This is a genomic window from Streptomyces sp. NPDC057474, assembly GCF_042802555.1.
GTDB lineage: Bacteria > Actinomycetota > Actinomycetes > Streptomycetales > Streptomycetaceae > Streptomyces.
Window position 1 is genome coordinate 25,039 of record NZ_JBHVDX010000060.1, and the last position, 18,604, is coordinate 43,642.

An 18,604-nucleotide genomic window follows, 5' to 3' on the forward strand; every position below is an offset into this window, starting at 1 on the left:
GCATTCTCTTCTCGATGCTGAGGGTGTTTTGCGAGGTTCGTGCAGTGTGCGGCTAGCGCCTGACTGGTGCCCGTGCAACAAAAAACCCCTCCTTGCCACAAGGCAAGCGAGGGGAGCGCGTCGGGTACGGTCGCTGGGGATTCCGGATCGTCGTCCGGTGGGTCCCAGCTTCAGCCGACGCGCTTTCCAAGTACGAGGATTCGAGTGCGCATGGCACTGACCCTCCCCCCGGCGCGCACCACGTGTCAAGCGGGTGGGACGGGAGTCTCATTATGTGAGCGAAGGGCACTTCCGCCTCCGTAGACAGCGGGTACACCACTTGTGTACACCCCTGCTCCACCACCCGCGAACGCGGGCTCCGCGGGCCCGTTGGGCACCGGGTAGTGCCCGAGGGACAGGGCCCGGCGGAGGCGGTACTCGTCCAGCGGTCCGGAGAAGGCGGCGCCCTGGCCGTGGGTGCAGCCCATCGCGCGCAGGGCGACGACCTGCTCGGGCAGATCCACCCCGTCGGCCACGGACTGCAGCCCCAGATCGTCGGCGATGCGCAGCAGCCCACGAGTGATCTTCTGCAGCCGCGTGGACTCCACGATCCCCTCGATGAGGCCGCGGTCCAGCTTCAGTACGTCGACGGGGAGCCGGCGCAGTGCCGTGATGGCCGCATGGCCGCTGCCGAAGCCGTCCAGAGCGACCCGGACCCCGAGGCGCCGGAGGTGGTGCAGCCGGCGCTCCAGATCGTCCAGCGGGCCCTTCAGCTCGGTGTCGGACAGCTCGACGACCAGGGAGCCGGAGGGCAGCCCGTGACGGGTCAGGAGTGTCTCCAGGGAGCCGGGGGGCAGTGAGCGGTCCAGTAGACGCCGGGCGCTCATCCGGACGGACACCGGTACGTTCAGGCCGCTGGTGAGGCGGTCGGCGGCCTGCTCGGCGGCCTGTTCCAGCATCCAGCGGCCCAGCTCGGCGGTCTTGTCGCTGTCCTCGGAGACCCGAAGGAATTCGGCGGGCGTGAAGAGCACCCCCTGGGACGAGCGCCACCGGGCCACGGTCGCGACCGACGAGATCCGGCCGGTTTCCAGCTCCACCACGGGCTGGTTCAGCAGCATGAACTCGCCTTCGTGCAGCGCGGCACGCAGCCGGGTGGCCAGCTCGGCCTTGCGTACGACGTCCTGCTGCATCTGTGGCTTGTACAGCTCGACGCGGCCCTTGCCGGACGCCTTGGCCCGGTACATGGCGAGGTCGGCGTTGCGCAGCAGCTCGCCGGCGCCGAGGCCGGGCTCGGCGAAGGAGACGCCGATGGAGGCTGCCACCCGGACATCGTTGCAGTCGATGGTGTACGGCTGCGAGAGAGTGATGCGGAGCCGGTCGGCGAGCTCGAAGATGTGCTGCTCGCGGGCGGCGCGGTCGCGGGAGCCGTCCCCGACGATGAGGGCCGCGAACTCGTCACCGCCGAGGCGGGAGGCGGTGTCCCCCTGCCGGACGGAGTCCTGCAGTCTGCGGGCGGCCTGGACGAGCAGCTCGTCCCCGGCCTGGTGCCCGATCGTGTCGTTGACGGCCTTGAAGCCGTCGAGGTCGATGAAGAGGACCGCCGTGTTGCGCAGGGCGATACCGCGGTCGGAGGAGCGGCGGCCGGAGAGCGCCTGCTGGACACGCTTGGTGAACAGGGCGCGGTTGGGCAGATCGGTGAGCGGGTCGTGCTCGGCGTTGTGCTGCAGCTGGGCCTGCAGGCGCACTCTCTCCGTCACGTCCCGGCTGTTGAAGATGAGGCCGCCGTGGTGGCGGTTGATAGTGGACTCCACGTTCAACCAGCCGCCGTCGCCGGACTTGAAGCGGCACTCGATGCGGGTGGTGGCCTCGTCGTCGGGGCTGGCGGCGAGGAACCGGCGCACCTCGTGGACGACACAGCCGAGGTCCTCGGGGTGGATGATCGACGCCAGCTCCTTGCCGACGAGGTCCTCCGCGGGGCGTCCGTAGACCCCGGCGGCGGCCGGGCTGACGTAACGGAGGATGCCGTTCGGCGCGGCGATCATGATGACGTCGCTGGAGCCCTGCACCAGGGAACGGAAGTGGTTCTCCTTCTGGGCCAGTTCCTGGGTGAGGGTGACATTGTCGAGGAGCATGATGCCCTGGCGCACGACCAGGGCGAGCACGACGGTGCAGGCGGTGATGAGCACCACGCGGTCGACGCTGCGGCCGTTGAGGACGTTGTAGAGGATGCCCAGGGTGCAGACGGCGGCGGCCAGGTAGGGAGTGAGTGCGGCCAGGGATCCGGCGATGGGGCGGGTGGCCGGGTACCGGCTGTGACCTCCTCCCTGGAGGAGCACATGCACATGTCCTCCCTGTGCGCCGTCGTGCCCGTGACCCGGCTGCACGTCGTGGCGGTGTCCCGGCCGCACGTCGTGCCGCTGGCCCGGGATGTGTTCGTGCACCACGCGCGCGTGCCCGCCCTCGTCCTCCTGTCCCTGCCGCTGGCCGGCCCAGGGGGCGTAGGCGAGGAGTAGGGATCCCGCGAACCAACCGGCGTCGAGGAGCTGGCCGGAGCGGTAGCTGGTGTGCAGCAGGGGCGAGGTGAACAGGGCGTCGCACATCACGGTGAGGGCGAGAGCGCCGATCACGGTGTTGACCGCGGAGCGGTGCATCGAGGAGCGGCGGAAGTGCAGTGCGAGCACCATGCTGACCAGGGCGATGTCGAGCAGCGGGTAGGCCAGCGAAAGCGCGGTGTGCGCGGTGTCGGAGTCGCCGAGCTGGGCGTTCTGGGCGAGGGCGAGGCTCCAGGAGAGGGTGACCAGGGAGCCGCCGATGAGCCAGGAGTCCAGCGCCAGGCAGATCCAGCCGGCCTTGGTCACGGGCCTCTTGGCCAGCACCAGCAGGCCGACGATGGCGGGTGGCGCGAAGCAGAGGAAGAACAGGTCCGCGTAGCTCGGTTCGGGCACGGGCCGCTCCAGGACGACCTCGTACCACCCCCAGACGCCGTTGCCCACGGCCGCCATGGCGGAGGAGAGGGCGAACAGCAGCCAGGCGGGTCGAAAGCGGCTGTGGCGGCGGCGCGCGTAGCGGAAGCAGGAGACGGCGGCCGCGGCGGCCGCGGCGCTGAGCCCGAAGTCGCCCATGACGAGGGCGACTTGCTCATTGCCCCAGCCGAGAGCCGCACCGACGGCGTAGGCCGCGCAGAGCAGGGCGAGGACGAGCTGGGCCCGCAGGCTCGCGCCACCGCGGTCGGGCGCCTGCCCGCCGGGCGGCGGCGGCCCGGGCAGTGGCTTGGCCGCCCGGAGCGTGGGGCTCAGCGTGGAGGCGGAGGACTGGCGGGGACTCACCGGGTCTCCCCGGCGAGCACCGCTCCCGTGCCCCGCTGGACCCGGTGCGTCGGGTGGGTGTGCTTTCTGCGGCTGCTGTGCGTGCGGTGATGACCGTGACCGCCGCGGCCGCCGTGGCTCCCGTGCGGGTGCCTCCGCGTCGCAGCTCGCCAGGGCCGCCGTCGGCGGCTCCGCCGCGTCGGATCGTTCGTCCATAGGCCGTGCATCGCCCGTCGCCCCCCTCGCTGTCTCAAGTCCGCCCCCGGCGCCGAACGGTGCGCGGCGCAGCCCCTGTCGGGACGATACACCAGTCTCGTCACTCAGGGACATAGCTCCTCTACGCTCAGTGACCATCTACGGCCACACGAGCACGGTCCGCTTCCGAAGGAACGCGGAGGGTGCCCGAAATGGATTACGCGTGGTCCGTCTCGCCCGTCGTAAGGACCACGTTGCGCAATGGCTCCCGGTTCACGAATCGCCCCAACTGGTCCACCAGCAGCCTTTTGGCACGCGGCAGGAAGGCCGACGTGGGGCCGCCCACGTGGGGGCTGATGAGCACCCCGGGCGCGCGCCAGAGCGGGTGCCCGGGCGGCAGCGGCTCGGGGTCGGTGACGTCGAGCGCCGCGGTGATGCGCCCGCCGTCCAGTTCCGCGAGCAGTGCCTTGGTGTCGACGACGCCTCCGCGGGCAACATTCACCAAGAGGGCCCCATCCTTCATCCGGGCCAGGAAACCGGCGTTGACCAAGCCTTTCGTCTGTTCCGTGAGAGGAGTGGACAGGATTACGACGTCCGCCTGCGGCAGCAGGGAGGGCAGTTCGGTGAACGAATACACCGGTCCGCGCGCCGTGGTGCGCTCAGAGCGCGCGACGCGCGCCACCCGCGCCACCTCGAAGGGCACGAGCCGGTCCTCGATGGCGGCGCCGATCGCGCCGTAGCCGACGATCAGGACGGTCCTGTCAGCGAGGGCGGGACGGAAGTCGCCCTGCCAGCGCTCCTGTTGCTGGGCCCGTACGAAGTCGGGGACGCCACGCAACGAGGCGAGGGTCAGGGTGAGCGCGAGTTCGGCCGTGCTGGCCTCGTGCACGCCGCGCGCGTTGCACAGCCGGACACCGGGAGCGACCACCGACAGCCGGGCCAGGATGTCGTCGACGCCCGCCGTGAGCGTCTGGACGACCCGCAGGTTCCGCATGGACTCCAGCGGGTTCACCGCGACCGTCCGACGCTTCATGTACGGCACCACGTACAGGACACAGTCCGCGGGATCGCCCGGATACGGCTGTGTGCCGTCCTCACCCCCGTCCCAGAAGAGGTAGTTGGGGCCCTGCGGGAGCCCCTCGATCTCGTCCGGCGGGATGGAGAGCCACACATCGCCGGTCACGTCCGCGGTCGGGTCGGCAGTCGCGTCAGCAGTCATGCTCGGAGGCTATGTCAGGTACCCGGTACGGCAGAGGTTAGGTTGGGGGTCGGGAGAGGGAGGGTCACGACCAGGTGGAGCGCAGGACGATCGGCGCGGCGACGCTCGAGGTGGGGGCCGTAGGACTCGGGTGCATGCCGATGAGCTGGGCGTACACCGGGTCGCGGCAACGGGGCGACGAGTCGATGCGGACGGTGCACCGGGCGCTCGACCTCGGCACCACGTTGCTGGACACGGCCGACATGTACGGCCCCTTCACCAACGAGCTGCTGGTGGGCCGGGTGCTGAAGGAGCGCCGCGCGGAGGCCTTCGTCTCCACCAAGGTGGGCCTGCTGGTGGGCGAGCAGCACGTCGTGGCCAACGGCCGCCCCGGCTATGTGAGACGAGCCTGCGACGCCTCGCTGCGTCGGCTCCAGACCGACGTCATCGACCTCTACCAGCTCCACCGTGCGGACCCCGAGGTCCCCGTCGAGGAGACGTGGGGTGCGATGGCGGAACTCGTACAGGCCGGGAAGGTGAGGGCGTTGGGCCTGTGCGCGGTGGGCGCGCGGGCGGGGCGCCGGTCGGGCGCGGGCATGTACGACACCACGATCCGCCAGCTCCAGCGGGTCCAGCAGATCTTCCCGGTGAGCGCCGTGCAGGCGGAGCTGTCGGTCTGGTCGCGGGAGGCCCTGGACTCCCTTCTCCCCTGGTGCGTGGCCCGCGGCATCGGATTTCTCGCCGCCATGCCCCTGGGGAATGGTTTCCTCACCGGCACCCTGACGCCCGGCGGGGGCTTCGAGCCCGACGACCTCCGCGCCCGTCACCCCCGCTTCACCGCCGACATGATGGCCGCCAACCAACCCCTCGTCGTCGGCCTCCGCCGCGTCGCGGCCCGCCACGGGGCGACCGTGACCCCGGCCCAGGTCGCCCTCGCCTGGGTCCTGTCCCTCGGCCCCCATGTGGTCCCGGTACCGGGCACCAAGCACGCACGGTGGGTGACGGAGAACGCGTCCGCCCATGCCCTGCGCCTCACGGCCGAGGATCTGACAGAGGTGGCGGACCTTCCTCCCGCGCGAGGATCCTGGGACTGAGGGGACGGCGGCCGGCCCCGTGCGTCAGGCGTCGTGCGTCAGGCGTCGTGCGTCAGGCGAAAAATCTGCTTGATCGGGCGGAGGTGGAACCTGTGGGGCACTCGCGGTGTAAGACAGGTAGAAGCTCCACGCCGAAGGGATCGTGATGGTGCAACGTCGAGTGGTGACGGCCGCGTTGGCCGCAGCCGTGCTCATGGTGACGACCGGCTGCTCCTCCGACGACGGAGAGAAGGCGGACGCGGCCGGCAGTTCACCCCCGAGCAGCAGCAGTGCCGAGTCGTCCCCGCCCGATCAGGCGGCGGACGCGGCACCCCCCGCCAAGGGCTCGGTGAAGGTGGTCCGCACCGTCGCCGAGGATCTCGACACCCCTTGGGGCCTCGCACCCCTGCCCGAGGGCGGACTCCTCGTGTCCTCTCGTGACGAGGCCACGATCAGCAGAATCGACGAGGAGTCCGGCAAGAAGACCGTGCTCGGGGAGGTCCCCGGCGTGGCCCCGGCGGGCGAGGGCGGCCTCATGGGCATCGCGGTCTCCCCGGAGTACGCCTCCGACCACATGATCTACGCGTACTTCACCTCGGAGTCCGACAACAGGATCGTGCGGATGCTGTACGACCCCGAGAAGCCCGCCGGCGAGCAGCTCGGCGCCCCCGACACCCTCCTCCGGGGAATCCCCAAGGGCACGAACCACAACGGCGGCCGGCTCGCGTTCGGCCCCGACCAGATGCTGTACGCGAGCACGGGCGAGCGGTACGAGGGCCCCCTGGCCCAGGACAAGGACTCCCTCGGCGGCAAGATCCTCCGCATGACCCCGGACGGCGAGCCGGCCCCGGGCAACCCCTTCGACAACTCCGTCGTGTACTCGTACGGCCACCGCAACGTCCAGGGCCTCGCCTGGGACGGCAAGCAGCGCCTGTGGGCCTCGGAGTTCGGCCAGAACACCTGGGACGAGCTGAACCACATCCAGCCCGGCGGGAACTACGGCTGGCCGGACGTAGAGGGCAAGGGCGGCAAGGCCGGTTACGTCGACCCGGTGGCGGTGTGGGGTACGGACGAGGCCTCCCCGAGCGGTATCGCCATAGCGGAGGGCTCGGTCTGGATGGCCGGCCTGAAGGGCCAGCGTCTGTGGCGCGTCCCTCTGGACGGCACCAAGGCCGCCGCCGACCCCCAGGCCTTCCTGGAGGGCGACTACGGCCGCCTCCGCACGATCGTCTCCGCCGGCGGCGACAAACTCTGGCTGATGACGAGCGAGACGGACGGGCGGGGCTCCCCGGAGGGCGGCGACGACAAGATCCTGGAGCTGGAGGTGAAGTAGACCGCCCGCCCCCTACTCCTCTACGAGGCGCTCCTCGGCCTCTTCCGCCACCGGCTCGGGCGGCCGTACGACGACCTTCCCGGACGCGAGGTCTACCGGTCCGCGTCCGGGGTCGTTGTCCCCTACGTCCTCACGGGTCAGTTCCAGCCGTTTGTGCTCGTCACGGGTGTGCTTGCGGCCGGGTGCGAACAGCTCCTCAAAGGCGTTGAACACAGCTCTCCCTCCCCCAGGGCCGCGAGGCGGCGGGCGGTCGGTCCCGGTCGAACAGCGGAGCCTCGGCGGCCCTCCCTGCCATCATCCCGCCGCCAACCGCTCCCCGGCCCCCGCCGGGGACAACCCCACTCGATGCGCCACCGCCGCCGCCTCGCCCCGGCTTGAGACGCCGAGCTTGGCAAGGATGTTGGAGACGTGGACGCTGGCTGTCTTGGGGGAGATGAAGAGTTCCTCGGCTATCTGGCGGTTGGTTCGGCCGGCGGCCACCAGGCGGAGGACGTCGTCTTCACGGCCGGTGAGGCCGAGCGCGGCGACCGGATCGGCGGGGGCGAGGGCGGGCTCGGGGGCACGGCTCAGGGTGAGGCGGGCGCGGCGGGCGAGGAGGGCGACCTCGTCGGCGAGCGGGCGGGCGCCGAGGTGGTCGGCGACGGCGGCGGCCAGCCGCAGCAGTTCCGTCGCGCGGTCCCGGGCCTCATCGTCCGTGCCGTCGGCCAGCAGCGCCTCGGCGAGGCGGTGCCGGACGCGGGCGAGGTCGTAGGGCCGTTCCAGGGACTCGAAGGCGGTGACGACGTCGGACCAGGTGTCCGGGGCCGTCATGCCCTCGGCGCGCTGGAGTTCGGCGCGGACCCAGTCTTCGTGGGCGAGCCAGACCGGTGCGCCGGTGGTGAGTTTCCTGACTGCGGTGAAGATCCGGTCGAGGGCCTCGTCGCGGCCGGGCCCGGCGGTCGGCAGGGCGCGGGCGTCGGCCTCGGCGGTGGCGGCGGCGAGCAGCAGGGGCCAGGCGTAGCGCTGGGTGCCGACGGGGAAGCCGGTGTCGAGGACGCGGGTCAGTTCGGCGCGGGCTTCCGGGAGGCGGCCCTCGGCGGCGGCGATGCCGATGGTGAGTGCGGATAGTGGCAGATTGCTCTGCGGCATGGGGTTGTGGGTGCCGTAGTAGCTGTGCGCGGCAGCGAGTCGGCGGCCGGCGTCGGCGAGGTCGCCGCGGGCCAGCGCGATGGCAGCGAGGCACATCGCGCTGAGGCCGCCCGGCTTGGAGTTCCCGCCGCCGACCCTGGCCTGCGCGGCTTCTTCCAGGGCCTCGTCCCAGCGGCCGAGGGAGATGAGCGACTCGGAGAGGTTGCCCCGGATCCAGGCTTCGGAGACCGACAGGCCCATGCGCTGGGTGGTTTCGAGGCCCTCGTGCATGAGGTGGACGGCCTCCTGCGAGCGGCCGACGGCCTCCAGGCAGGACGGAAGGTTGACATAGGCACGGCCCACGACGACGGCGGGCCCGCGTTCGAGGGCCCGGCGGCGGACCGCCTCCATCTCCGCGATACCGGCCTCGACTTCGCCGGCGTCGACCATCAGGCCGCCGACGGTCAGGCGCGCGTTCAGTTCGATGTCCTCGGCGTCCACCATGCGTGCGTACTCGACGGCACGCTGGGCGTCGGTGAGTGCGTCGGGGCCGGGGGCGTGCAGCATGGACCAGTTCGCGGCTCGGGAGAGTACCTCTGCGTGCACCTCGGACGGGGGCAGACCGCGAACCAGTTCCTGGGCGGTGGCGATCTCCTTCCAACCGTCGCCCCGGCCGAGATTCTCGATCAGCAGGGAGCGCTGGATCCAGAACCAGGCGGTGCGCAGGGGGTCGTCCACGTCGGCGAGCTGATCGAGGGCCCGTCCGGTGATCCGCATGGCCCGTTCCCGCTCCCCGCACAGGCGTCCGGCGACGGCGGCCTCGGCCATGAGGTCGAGGTAGCGCAGGGGGGTGGTGGCCGGGTCGCAGCCGCAGGGAGGGTAGACCTCGGTGTAGTCGATGGGGCGCAGGGCGGCGCGTACGGCATCGGGGGCGGCGTCCCACAGCTCCATCGCCCGTTCCAGGAGGCGTAGTTGCTCGGAGTGGGCGTGCCGGGAACGGGCCTCGGCGGAGGCGTCGAGGACAGCGGGCAGGGCCTTGGCGGCGTCGTGGGCGTGGTACCAGTAGCTGGCCAGGCGGGTGGCGCGGCCGTCGGCCGGGACGAGCGTCGGGTCGGCCTCCAGAACCTCGGCGTAGCGGCGGTTGAGCCGGGAGCGCTCGCCGGGCAGCAGGTCGTCGCTGACGGCCTCGCGGACCAGGGAGTGCCGGAAGCGGTAGCCGTCGCCGCCGGGGGCGGCGAGCAGGATGTTGGCGCCGACAGCAGCGCGCAGCGCCTCGATGAGGTCGTCCTCGGGGAGCCGGGCCACGGCCGCGAGCAGGGCGTACTCCACGGTGGAGCCGCCCTCGGCGACGATGCGGGCGACCCGCTGGGCGTCCTCGGGGAGCCGTTCGACGCGGACGAGGAGCAGGTCGCGCAGGGAATCGGTGAGGCCGGCGCAGCCGCCGTCGTGGGCGGCGACGGCGAGTTCCTCGACGAAGAAGGCGTTGCCGTCGGAGCGTTCGAAGATCTCGTCGGCGCGTTCCGGGTCGGGTTCGGCGGCGAGGATGCCGACGAGCTGGTGGCCGACCTCGGCGCGGTTGAAGCGGGGCAGATCGACGCGGCGGACCGTGCGGAGGCGGTCGAGTTCGGCGAGGAGGGGGCGCAGTGGGTGGCGGCGGTGGATGTCGTCGGAGCGGTAGGTGGCGAGGACGACGAGGCGGCCGGTGCGCAGGGTGCGCAGGAGGTAGGAGAGGAGGTGGCGGGTGGAGGCGTCGGCCCAGTGCAGGTCCTCCAGGGCGAGGACGATCGTGCGGTCGGCGGCGAGGCGTTCCAGGAGGCGGGCGGTGAGTTCGAAGAGGCGGGCAGTGCCCTCCTCGTCGTGCCGGGCGCGTGGGGTCTCGCCCAACTCGGGGAGCAGCCGGGCCAGTTCCTGTTCCTGTCCGGCGGCCGCGGCGGCCAGTTCGTCGGGCAGTTCGCGGCGCAGGGCACGCAACGCGGTGGAGAAGGGTGCGAAGGGCAGTCCGTCGGCGCCGATCTCGACGCAGCCGCCGAGCGCGACGACCGCGCCCCCGCGCACGGCCTCACCGGCGAACTCCTCGACCAGGCGGGTCTTGCCCACCCCGGCCTCACCGCCGAGCAGCAGCGCCTGTGGCCCGCCCCCGTCTCCCCCGCTCCCCGCCGCCCCCGCGGCGCCCCCACCGGCGCGGGCCAACGCCTCGCGCAACACCTCCAGTTCGTCGGCACGACCGACGAACACCGGACTGACGGACCTGGTCTCCACATCGCCGAGCATCGCACGACCCTCGGACACTCCGGCACCGATTATCCGCAGGCTCCGGACAGCCGGGCGGCGGTCGCCCGCCCCGCGTCCGGCTCCCGCGCCGCCTCGGCCGGTTTCCGCTCCCCCGAGGCCCCTCCCCCCGCTCACGCGGCGCGTGGGAAGCGGAGTCGGCGTATCCGTTCTCCGAGGACCCGTCGTTCGGCGTCCTTGTCCCCCTCCCCCGACGCGGACCCCGCCGTCGTCCCGGAGTCGTGTGCGGCCTCGCGGCGGGCGCGGCGGGCCTCGCGTACCTGGCGGTAGTGCTCCGCCTCGCGGATCAGCTCTGCGGAACGGATCTGCTGGAGCTCGTACTCGAACATCTCGTACCCCTCGTGAAGAGTCGGTCTCGGCTCGCTTGCTGCGATGCCTCAACCTTCGTCTCCGAGGCGGGTCCGCCACATCGGGAGAGTTCCGCATCTTGAACGCGGGAGGGGCCTTAGACCCGTCCTAGGTATCCCTACGACGGGCCTAAGGCCCCTCAGAATCCGTCCTGTCCGCCCCGTCAGCCCTGTCCGGGCGGACGTCAGGTGCTCGGCAGTGCCAGCAGGATGTCGGAGTACTTCAGGGCGGCCAGCACCAGCCCGATGAAGCCGACCGAGACACCGGCCCAGGCGACCGACTTGATCCACGGCGTCTGCACCTGGTCGGGGTCGCCGAACGCGGGCCGCACCAGCACGGCGACACCGACGATCAGCCCGACCAGCGCGAAGATGCCGCCCCACAGCGCGGAGGCCTGCCAGGCGTCGCCGTACACGGCCTGGAGCTGCGTGGCGACGCTCGCGTTCGTCGCCGCCTGCATCTCCAGCTGGCCGGTGAGCTCCTGGCGCGCGGAGGCGACCGTGCCGACCCAGCCGCCGGTCAGCGAGACGAGGCCCAGCACCACGGACACGATGCCGGCGGCACCCTGGCCCACACCCGGCGACGCCTTGGCGGCGGCGGCCGGCGGGAACTCCTCGTCGAACTCTCCGGCCTCGTCGGAGTCGTCGGCCTCGACCGAGTCACCGGCCTCGACCGAGTCACCGGCCTCGACCGAGTCACCGGCTTCCGTCGCGGCTTCCTTCGTCGCCGCGTCCTCCTTGGTGACGTCGGTGCCCTTCACCGACTCGTCGTCGTTCTTGGCCTCGGCGCCCGTGTCGGCCCCGGTCTCGTCAACTGTCTTGGTTCCCATACCTCGCACCGTACGAATGTTGTCTGAGAGGTTTCTTAACGCTCGCTATGAGCGCTGCGAGCGCGTGCCGCACGCCATTCGGGCGCCAGAACGGACCATATCTCCAAGTCGTGCCGGACACCTCGGTGGGGATATCTCTCCCGTTGCACACCGTCCCTGACCATGCCGAGCCGCCGTGCCACGTTCAGGCTCGGTGTGTTGCCGGCGGCCGCGATCCACTCGACCCGGTGGATGGCGCGGACGTCGACGGCCCAGTCGATGAGGATCCGCATGGCACGGGTGATCAGCCCCCGCCCCGTGCCGGCGGGCTCCAGCCAGCAGCCGACCTCGCAGTTGGCGTTCTCCGCGTCGAAGTTGAGGAAGAGGACCCCGCCGACGAGTTTGCCGTCGAGCCAGATGCCGTGCAGGGAGCCGGTGTCGGCGGCGCGCATGTCGGCGTACCGCTGGAGGACGGCGCGCGCGGACGCGACGTCCGTGGCGGTCTGGCCGAAGGGGACGTACTCGTTGACGAAGTCCCGCCCCCGCTCCAGGTGCGCGAGGAACTCCTCGGCGTGCCAGGGTTCCAGGGGCCGCAGTTCGGCCCCGTCGTCACCCAGGGATATCGCGTACATCCGGTTGTCGCTCCTTCGCCCGTACGGCCGTCGTGTCGGCGTCCCCCGCCAGTACTTCGCCGACGCCCCCCGCCAGTACGTCCGCCACCTCGGCGTCCGTCGCGGCGGCCAGCCTCTCATGGGCGGCGCGGGATTCGGGCGGCTCGATGCTGATGCGGGGCATGCGCCTGTCGAGCCAGCGGGGCAGCCACCAGTTGGCGCCGCCGAGCATGTGCATCAGGGCGGGGACGAGGAGCGTACGGAGGACGAAGGCGTCGAGGGCGACAGCGGCGGCGAGGGCGATGCCGAACATGGCGATCACACGGTCGCCGCTGAGCACGAAGGCGAGGAAGACGGAGATCATGATGACCGCCGCGGAGTTGATCACCCGGCTGGTCTCGGCGAGGCCGACCCGGACCGCGCGCCGGTTGTCACCGGTCTCCAGCCACTCCTCGTACATCCGGCTGACCAGGAAGACCTGGTAGTCCATGGAGAGCCCGAAGAGGACCGACACCATGATCACGGGGAGGAAGGGTTCGATCGGCCCGGCCCGGCCGAGGCCCAGCAGCTCGCTCCCCCAGCCCCACTGGAAGATCGCGACGACCACGCCGAACGCGGCGGCGACGGCGGCCACGTTCATCGCGGCGGCCTTGAGCGGTATCCCGATGGACCGGAAGGCGAGCAGGAGCAGCAGACAGCCGAGGCCGATGACGACGCCCACGAACAGCGGCAGCTTGCCGACGATGACGTCCGCGAAATCGTCGTAACCGGCGGTCACGCCGCCGACGTGCAGGTCGAGCGAGGTGTCGGTCTCGGCGCGCGGCAGCACCTCGTCGCGCAGCCGTTCGACCAGATCGCTGGTCTTCGCGGACTGCGGGGAGGAGGTCGGTACGACGGTGAGGTATGCGGTGTCGCCGCCGGTGCTGTACGTCACCGGGGTCACCGCCGATACGCCCTCGGTGGCCCTGAGCGTGGAGTCGAGGTTGTCGAGCGCGAGCTTGTCGGCGGCGCCGTCCACCTTGGTGACCAGGGTGAGCGGGCCGTTCACACCGGGGCCGAAGCCGTCGGCGAGGAGGTCGTACGCCTGGCGGGTGGTCGTCGCCTCGGGGTCGTTGCCCTGGTCGGAGGTGCCCAGGCGCAGCCCGAGCGTGGGCAGGGCCAGCAGGGTCATGACGACGAGGGCGATCGCGCCCAGCTTCTTGGGGTGCCGCTCGACGAAGGCGGACCAACGGGCGGCGAAGCCCGTGGGCAGTTCGGGCTCGGGGCCGTGCTCGGCGAGGCGGCGGCGCTCGCGGCGGCTCAGCGCCCGCATGCCGATGAACGACAGCAGGGCCGGCAGCAGCGTCACGGAGGCGGCGACGGTGAGGACGACGGTCAGGGAGGCGGCGATCGCGACGCCGTTGAGGAAGCCGAGCCGCAGGATCAGCATGCCGAGCAGGGCAATGCAGACCGTGGCGCCCGCGAAGACGACGGCCCGCCCGGTGGTCGCGACCGCGTTCCGTGCGGCCTCCTCGACGGACAGCCCTCGCTTCAGCCCCCGGCGGTGCCGGGTCACGATGAACAGCGCGTAGTCGATGCCGACGCCGAGGCCGATGAGGGTGCCCAGCATGGGCGCGAAGTCGGCGACCGTCATGGCGTGCCCGAGGAGGGTGATCCCCGCGTAGGCGGTGCCCACGCTGACCAGGGCGGTCGCGATCGGCAGCAGGCTGGCGGCGAGGGAGCCGAACGCCAGGAAGAGGACGCCGACGGCGACGAGCACGCCGACGATCTCGGCGAGGTGCCCGCCGGAGGTCTCGGTGAGTCCGATCGAGGTGCCGCCCAGCTCCACCTGGAGCCCGCCGCCCTCGGCGCCCTTCGCGATGTCGACGACGGCCTCGGCCTGCGCCTCGTCCACATCCTCGGCCGGCTTGTCGAAGGTGACGGTGGCGTACGCCGTACGGCCGTCCTCGCTGATCCGGCCGCCGTCGGCGCCGTCGTACGGGTCGGTCACGGTGGCGACGCCCGGCAGGTCGGCGATCTCGTCGAGGGTGCGGGTCATCGTCTGCTCGACGGCGGCGGCCCGTACGGAGCCGTCGTCGCTGTGCCAGACGACGGTGGCGCTGTCACCGCTGACGCCCGGGAACCCCTCGCTCAGAAGGTCGGTGGCGCGGCTGGACTCGGTTCCGGGGGTCTTGTAGTCGTTCGAGTACGCGGCTCCCGCGACGGCGGCGCCGGCGGCCGTGCCGGCGAACGCGAGAAGCCACAGAAGTACGGCGACGAGACGGTGCCGGACGCACCAGCGCGCAAGGGCTGCCACGGATCGTGCTCCTGGGGGGTGATTTTTGGATCTTTGATCGTGTACAGCCGTAAATGGAACTGAACAGCACACAAAGAACGCATGAGCAACGCCCAGCCACTGTTGCACCCAGAAGTGATCGTTGGGCCCCTTTGAGGGTCTCCTCACAGGAGATGGGAGCCACCTCACAGGACAATCGACGGCACTCTGTCGCCCTGTGTCACGGCCGTGGACGCACCTGGGGGCGGTGCATCGCAGTGATGCACCGCCCCCAGGGATACGCGGTGGAACCGCCGGTCGTTCAGCCCTCGCCGACGCCCAGCTTCTCCAGGATCAGCTCCTTGACGCGGGCCGCGTCCGCCTGGCCACGGGTGGCCTTCATGACCGCGCCGACCAGGGCTCCGGCCGCGGCCACCTTGCCGCCGCGGATCTTGTCGGCGATGCCCGGGTTGCCGGCGATGGCCTCCTCGACGGCCGTCGTCAGGGCGCCCTCGTCGGAGACGACCTTCAGACCGCGCCTGTCGACGACCTCGTCCGGGGTGCCTTCGCCCGCGAGGACGCCTTCGATGACCTGGCGGGCCAGCTTGTCGTTCAGGTCGCCCTTCGAGACCAGCTCGGTGACGCGGGCGACCTGCTCCGGCGTGATGGCCAGCTCGTCCAGCGACTTGACCGACTCGTTGGCGCTGCGGGCCAGCTCGCCCATCCACCACTTGCGGGCGGAGACGGCGTCGGCCCCGGCCTCGATGGTGGCGACGATCAGGTCCAGTGCGCCGGCGTTGAGGATCGCCTGCATCTCGGTGCCCGAGATGCCCCACTCCGCGAGGAGCCGGTTGCGACGGACCAGCGGCAGTTCGGGCAGCGAGGCCCGGATCTCCTCGACCCACTCGCGCGAGGGGGCCACCGGTACGAGGTCCGGCTCGGGGAAGTACCGGTAGTCCTCGGCCTCCTCCTTCACGCGGCCCGAGGTCGTGGACCCCGTGTCCTCGTGGAAGTGCCGGGTCTCCTGGATGATCGTCCCGCCGCCGTTCAGCACGGCGGCGTGCCGCTGGATCTCGAAGCGGGCCGCGCGCTCCACGGACCGCAGCGAGTTCACGTTCTTCGTCTCGGAGCGCGTGCCGAACTTCTCGCGGCCGTGCGGGCGCAGCGACAGGTTCACGTCGCAGCGCATCTGGCCCATCTCCATACGGGCCTCCGAGACGCCGAGCGCCTTGATGACCTCGCGCAGCTCACGGACGTACGCCTTGGCGACCTCGGGAGCGCGCATCCCCGCACCCTCGATCGGCTTGGTGACGATCTCGATGAGCGGGATGCCCGCGCGGTTGTAGTCGAGCAGCGAGTGCGAGGCGCCGTGGATACGGCCCGTCGCGCCACCGACGTGCGTCGACTTGCCGGTGTCCTCCTCCATGTGGGCGCGCTCGATCTCCACGCGGAAGGTCTCGCCGTCCTCCAGCTGTACGTCGAGGTAGCCGTTGAAGGCGATCGGCTCGTCGTACTGGGAGGTCTGGAAGTTCTTCGGCATGTCCGGATAGAAGTAGTTCTTCCGGGCGAAGCGGCACCACTCGGCGATCTCGCAGTGCAGCGCGAGACCGATCCTGATCGCGGACTCGACGCCGATCGCGTTGACGACCGGCAGCGCGCCGGGCAGGCCGAGGCAGGTGGGGCAGGTCTGCGTGTTGGCGTCCTGACCGAGTTCGGTCGAACAGCCGCAGAACATCTTCGTCTTGGTGCCGAGTTCGACATGGACCTCGAGGCCCATGACGGGGTCGTACGACGCCAGCGCGTCCTCGTACGACACCAGGTCGGTCGTGGTGGTCACGGTTGAACTTCCCTCTCAGCCCAGCAGGACGTCGTCGTCGCCCAGCCGCTTCAGTTCGCGGTACAGGATGGCGAGGCCGGTGACGATGCCGACGGCGGCTACCGTCGCGTCGATCAGGCGCAGGGTGTCCTCGTCGGCGCGGGCCTTCTTGATCCGCTTGGCGATACCCCACGCGCCGAAGGCGGTGGTGGCGATGGACACGTACGTGCCGGACTTGGACTTCTGGAAGTCCTTGGCCTTGGACAGTGCGTTGGTCACAGCGACGGAGCCTCCTCGAGGAGCGGGTGCCCCCACTTTTCCACGAAGGCGGCCTCTACGGCGGCGCCGACCTTGTAAAGACGGTCGTCCTTCAGTGCCGGGGCGATGATCTGCAGTCCGACCGGCAGCCCGTCCTCCGGCGCGAGGCCGCAGGGCAGGGACATCGCGGCGTTGCCCGCGAGGTTGGTCGGGATGGTGCAGAGGTCCGCCAGGTACATCGCCATCGGGTCGTCGGCGCGCTCGCCGATCGGGAAGGCGGTGGTGGGCGTGGTCGGCGAGACGATGACGTCGACCTTCTCGAACGACTTCTCGAAGTCCCGCGTGATGAGCGTACGGACCTTCTGGGCGCTGCCGTAGTACGCGTCGTAGTAGCCGGAGCTGAGCGCGTACGTGCCGAGCATGATGCGGCGCTTCACCTCGGGGCCGAAGCCCGCCTCACGGGTGAGGGAGGTGACCGCCTCGGCGGAGTTCGTGCCGTCGTCGCCGGTACGCAGGCCGTAGCGCAGACCGTCGAAGCGGGCGAGGTTGCTCGAACACTCGCTCGGCGCGATCAGGTAGTACGCGGCCAGCGCCAGGTCGAAGGACGGGCAGTCCAGCTCGACGATCTCGGCGCCCAGCTCCTTCAGCAGCGCGACCGACTCGTCGAACCGCTGGAGCACACCGGCCTGGTAGCCCTCGCCCCGGAACTGCTTGACGACACCCACGCGCATCCCGGCGACACTGCCGTTGCGGGCGGCCTCGACGACGGGCGGGACCGGGGCGTCGATGGAGGTGGAGTCGAGCGGGTCGTGCCCGGCGATCACCTCGTGCAGCAGCGCCGCGTCCAAAACCGTACGGGCACAGGGCCCGCCCTGGTCGAGGGACGAGGAGAAGGCGACCATGCCGTAGCGGGAGACCGCGCCGTACGTCGGCTTGACGCCGACCGTGCCGGTGACGGCGGCCGGCTGACGGATCGAACCGCCGGTGTCGGTGCCGATGGCGAGAGGTGCCTGATAGGAGGCGAGGGAGGCGGACGAACCGCCGCCGGAGCCACCGGGGATACGGGTGAGGTCCCACGGATTGCCGGTCGGACCGTACGCGCTGTTCTCGGTGGAGGACCCCATGGCGAACTCGTCCATGTTGGTCTTGCCGAGGATGACGACGTCGGCGTCCTTCAGCCGCTTGGTGAGGGTCGCGTCGTACGGCGGGATCCAGCCCTCAAGGATCTTCGAGCCCACGGTGGTCGGAATGCCGACCGTGGTGAAGATGTCCTTGAGCGCGAGCGGAACACCGGCGAGCGGGCCGAGCTTCTCGCCCCTGGCCTTCTTCTCGTCGACGGCACGGGCCTGGGCGAGGGCGCCCTCACGGTCGACGTGCAGGAAGGCGTGCACCTTCTCGTCGACGGCCTCGATCCGGGCCAGGTGGGCCTCGGTGACCTGTACGGCGGTGAGTTCGCCGGAGGCGATCTTCGCGGCGATCTCCGCCGCGGTGAGCTTGATGATGCTGTCGGTCATGACGTGATCAGTCCTCCCCCAGGATCTGCGGCACCTTGAAACGCTGCTGCTCCTGGGCCGGGGCGGCGGAAAGCGCCTGCTCGGGGGTGAGCGAGGGACGGACCTCGTCCGCGCGCATGACGTTCGTCAGCGGCAGCGGGTGCGAGGTCGGCGGTACATCTTGGTCGGCGACCTCGCTGACGCGGGCGACCGCGCCGATGATGTCGTCCAGCTGGCCTGCGAAGTGTTCGAGCTCTTCGGGCTTCAGCTCCAGACGCGCCAGCCGTGCGAGGTGGGCGACCTCCTCGCGCGTGATGCCAGGCATGCAGCGATCCTCTGGGGTGAGTGAGTGTGGTTTGGCGCCAATCCTATGGGGCGCGCGCCGCTGCCCGCGCACGGGTTTGGACTCGGGCGCCTCGAAGCTCGTGGGGGTTGCGGGTTCGTGGGCGGGTGCGGGTGGGTGGGGGCTGGTCGCGCAGTTCCCCGCGCCCCTGCAAAGCCAGGGCTGCGCCCCGGCATTTCGTCGGCCCGCAGGGC

At 71.0% G+C, this 18,604-nt stretch carries 14 protein-coding genes; 2 read left to right on the top strand and 12 right to left on the bottom strand.

The features are described from left to right. Positions 1 to 245: 245 nt before the first annotated feature. Together ACFU53_RS19075 and ACFU53_RS19080 are read right to left on the bottom strand one after the other, a co-directional pair. Positions 246 to 3,305 (bottom strand): putative bifunctional diguanylate cyclase/phosphodiesterase, encoded by a 3,060-nt coding sequence (locus ACFU53_RS19075; protein ID WP_383993312.1) that lies wholly within the window; start codon positions 3,303 to 3,305, stop codon positions 246 to 248. 391 nt (positions 3,306 to 3,696) lie between these two features. Continuing rightward, positions 3,697 to 4,698, bottom strand: coding sequence for a 2-hydroxyacid dehydrogenase (locus ACFU53_RS19080; RefSeq protein ID WP_383993315.1), 1,002 nt, complete (start codon positions 4,696 to 4,698; stop codon positions 3,697 to 3,699). 74 nt (positions 4,699 to 4,772) lie between these two features. On the opposite strand from ACFU53_RS19080, the gene ACFU53_RS19085 reads away from it, so the two are divergent. Both ACFU53_RS19085 and ACFU53_RS19090 read left to right on the top strand, forming a co-directional pair. Continuing rightward, positions 4,773 to 5,771 carry an aldo/keto reductase gene (locus ACFU53_RS19085; protein ID WP_383993318.1) on the top strand — a complete coding sequence of 333 codons (999 nt, stop codon included), beginning with the start codon at positions 4,773 to 4,775 and terminating at the stop codon, positions 5,769 to 5,771. A 145-nt stretch (positions 5,772 to 5,916) separates the two neighbouring features. After that, positions 5,917 to 7,083, top strand: a complete 1,167-nt coding sequence (locus ACFU53_RS19090) for a PQQ-dependent sugar dehydrogenase (protein WP_383993321.1) — start codon at positions 5,917 to 5,919, stop codon at positions 7,081 to 7,083. Between the two features lie 12 nt (positions 7,084 to 7,095). Here the strand turns inward: ACFU53_RS19090 and ACFU53_RS19095 are convergent, their stop codons facing one another. The 10 genes from ACFU53_RS19095 to gatC all read right to left on the bottom strand — a co-directional run bounded on the left by ACFU53_RS19095 (position 7,096) and on the right by gatC (position 18,392). Then, entirely contained in the window at positions 7,096 to 7,296 is a 201-nt protein-coding gene (locus ACFU53_RS19095) for a DUF6191 domain-containing protein (protein WP_383993325.1), read from the bottom strand. A gap of 81 nt (positions 7,297 to 7,377) precedes the next feature. Then, a complete protein-coding gene (locus ACFU53_RS19100; RefSeq protein ID WP_383993348.1) occupies positions 7,378 to 10,461 on the bottom strand; it encodes an AAA family ATPase in 3,084 nt (1,027 codons plus the stop codon). Between the two features lie 131 nt (positions 10,462 to 10,592). Continuing rightward, positions 10,593 to 10,808, bottom strand: a complete 216-nt coding sequence (locus ACFU53_RS19105; RefSeq protein ID WP_383993327.1) for a hypothetical protein — start codon at positions 10,806 to 10,808, stop codon at positions 10,593 to 10,595. A gap of 203 nt (positions 10,809 to 11,011) precedes the next feature. Next, positions 11,012 to 11,656 carry a hypothetical protein gene (locus ACFU53_RS19110; RefSeq protein ID WP_383993330.1) on the bottom strand — a complete coding sequence of 215 codons (645 nt, stop codon included), beginning with the start codon at positions 11,654 to 11,656 and terminating at the stop codon, positions 11,012 to 11,014. A gap of 35 nt (positions 11,657 to 11,691) precedes the next feature. Beyond that, positions 11,692 to 12,267: a GNAT family N-acetyltransferase gene (locus ACFU53_RS19115; RefSeq protein WP_383993333.1), complete on the bottom strand. Its 576-nt coding sequence runs from the start codon at positions 12,265 to 12,267 to the stop codon at positions 11,692 to 11,694. Continuing rightward, a complete protein-coding gene (locus ACFU53_RS19120) occupies positions 12,245 to 14,542 on the bottom strand; it encodes an MMPL family transporter (RefSeq protein WP_383993335.1) in 2,298 nt (765 codons plus the stop codon). Before ACFU53_RS19120 ends, ACFU53_RS19115 begins: the two co-directional genes overlap by 23 nt. A gap of 280 nt (positions 14,543 to 14,822) precedes the next feature. Beyond that, a complete protein-coding gene (gene gatB, locus ACFU53_RS19125) occupies positions 14,823 to 16,337 on the bottom strand; it encodes an Asp-tRNA(Asn)/Glu-tRNA(Gln) amidotransferase subunit GatB (protein WP_383993338.1) in 1,515 nt (504 codons plus the stop codon). 15 nt (positions 16,338 to 16,352) lie between these two features. Then, the gene (locus tag ACFU53_RS19130) at positions 16,353 to 16,595 is read right to left on the bottom strand and encodes a hypothetical protein (protein ID WP_037695811.1); all 243 of its coding nucleotides are present in this window, start codon (positions 16,593 to 16,595) and stop codon (positions 16,353 to 16,355) included. Beyond that, complete coding sequence (gene gatA, locus ACFU53_RS19135) at positions 16,592 to 18,088, bottom strand: Asp-tRNA(Asn)/Glu-tRNA(Gln) amidotransferase subunit GatA (RefSeq protein ID WP_383993342.1); 1,497 nt, start codon at positions 18,086 to 18,088, stop codon at positions 16,592 to 16,594. The genes ACFU53_RS19130 and gatA overlap by 4 nt, the downstream gene beginning before the upstream one ends. A gap of 7 nt (positions 18,089 to 18,095) precedes the next feature. Then, on the bottom strand, positions 18,096 to 18,392 hold the full coding sequence (gene gatC / locus ACFU53_RS19140; protein WP_005480000.1) for an Asp-tRNA(Asn)/Glu-tRNA(Gln) amidotransferase subunit GatC: 297 nt from the start codon (positions 18,390 to 18,392) through the stop codon (positions 18,096 to 18,098). Between the last annotated feature and the right edge of the window lie 212 nt (positions 18,393 to 18,604).

What these genes read in the sequence shown, in the direction of transcription:
- ACFU53_RS19080 (WP_383993315.1), bottom strand. Translation starts at nt 4,698, where the DNA reads ATGACTGCTGACGCGACTGCCGACCCGACCGCGGACGTGACCGGCGAT.
- ACFU53_RS19090 (WP_383993321.1), top strand. Translation starts at nt 5,917, where the DNA reads ATGGTGCAACGTCGAGTGGTGACGGCCGCGTTGGCCGCAGCCGTGCTC.
- ACFU53_RS19100 (WP_383993348.1), bottom strand. Translation starts at nt 10,461, where the DNA reads ATGCTCGGCGATGTGGAGACCAGGTCCGTCAGTCCGGTGTTCGTCGGT.
- ACFU53_RS19105 (WP_383993327.1), bottom strand. Translation starts at nt 10,808, where the DNA reads ATGTTCGAGTACGAGCTCCAGCAGATCCGTTCCGCAGAGCTGATCCGC.
- ACFU53_RS19110 (WP_383993330.1), bottom strand. Translation starts at nt 11,656, where the DNA reads ATGGGAACCAAGACAGTTGACGAGACCGGGGCCGACACGGGCGCCGAG.
- ACFU53_RS19115 (WP_383993333.1), bottom strand. Translation starts at nt 12,267, where the DNA reads ATGTACGCGATATCCCTGGGTGACGACGGGGCCGAACTGCGGCCCCTG.
- gatA (WP_383993342.1), bottom strand. Translation starts at nt 18,088, where the DNA reads ATGACCGACAGCATCATCAAGCTCACCGCGGCGGAGATCGCCGCGAAG.
- gatC (WP_005480000.1), bottom strand. Translation starts at nt 18,392, where the DNA reads ATGCCTGGCATCACGCGCGAGGAGGTCGCCCACCTCGCACGGCTGGCG.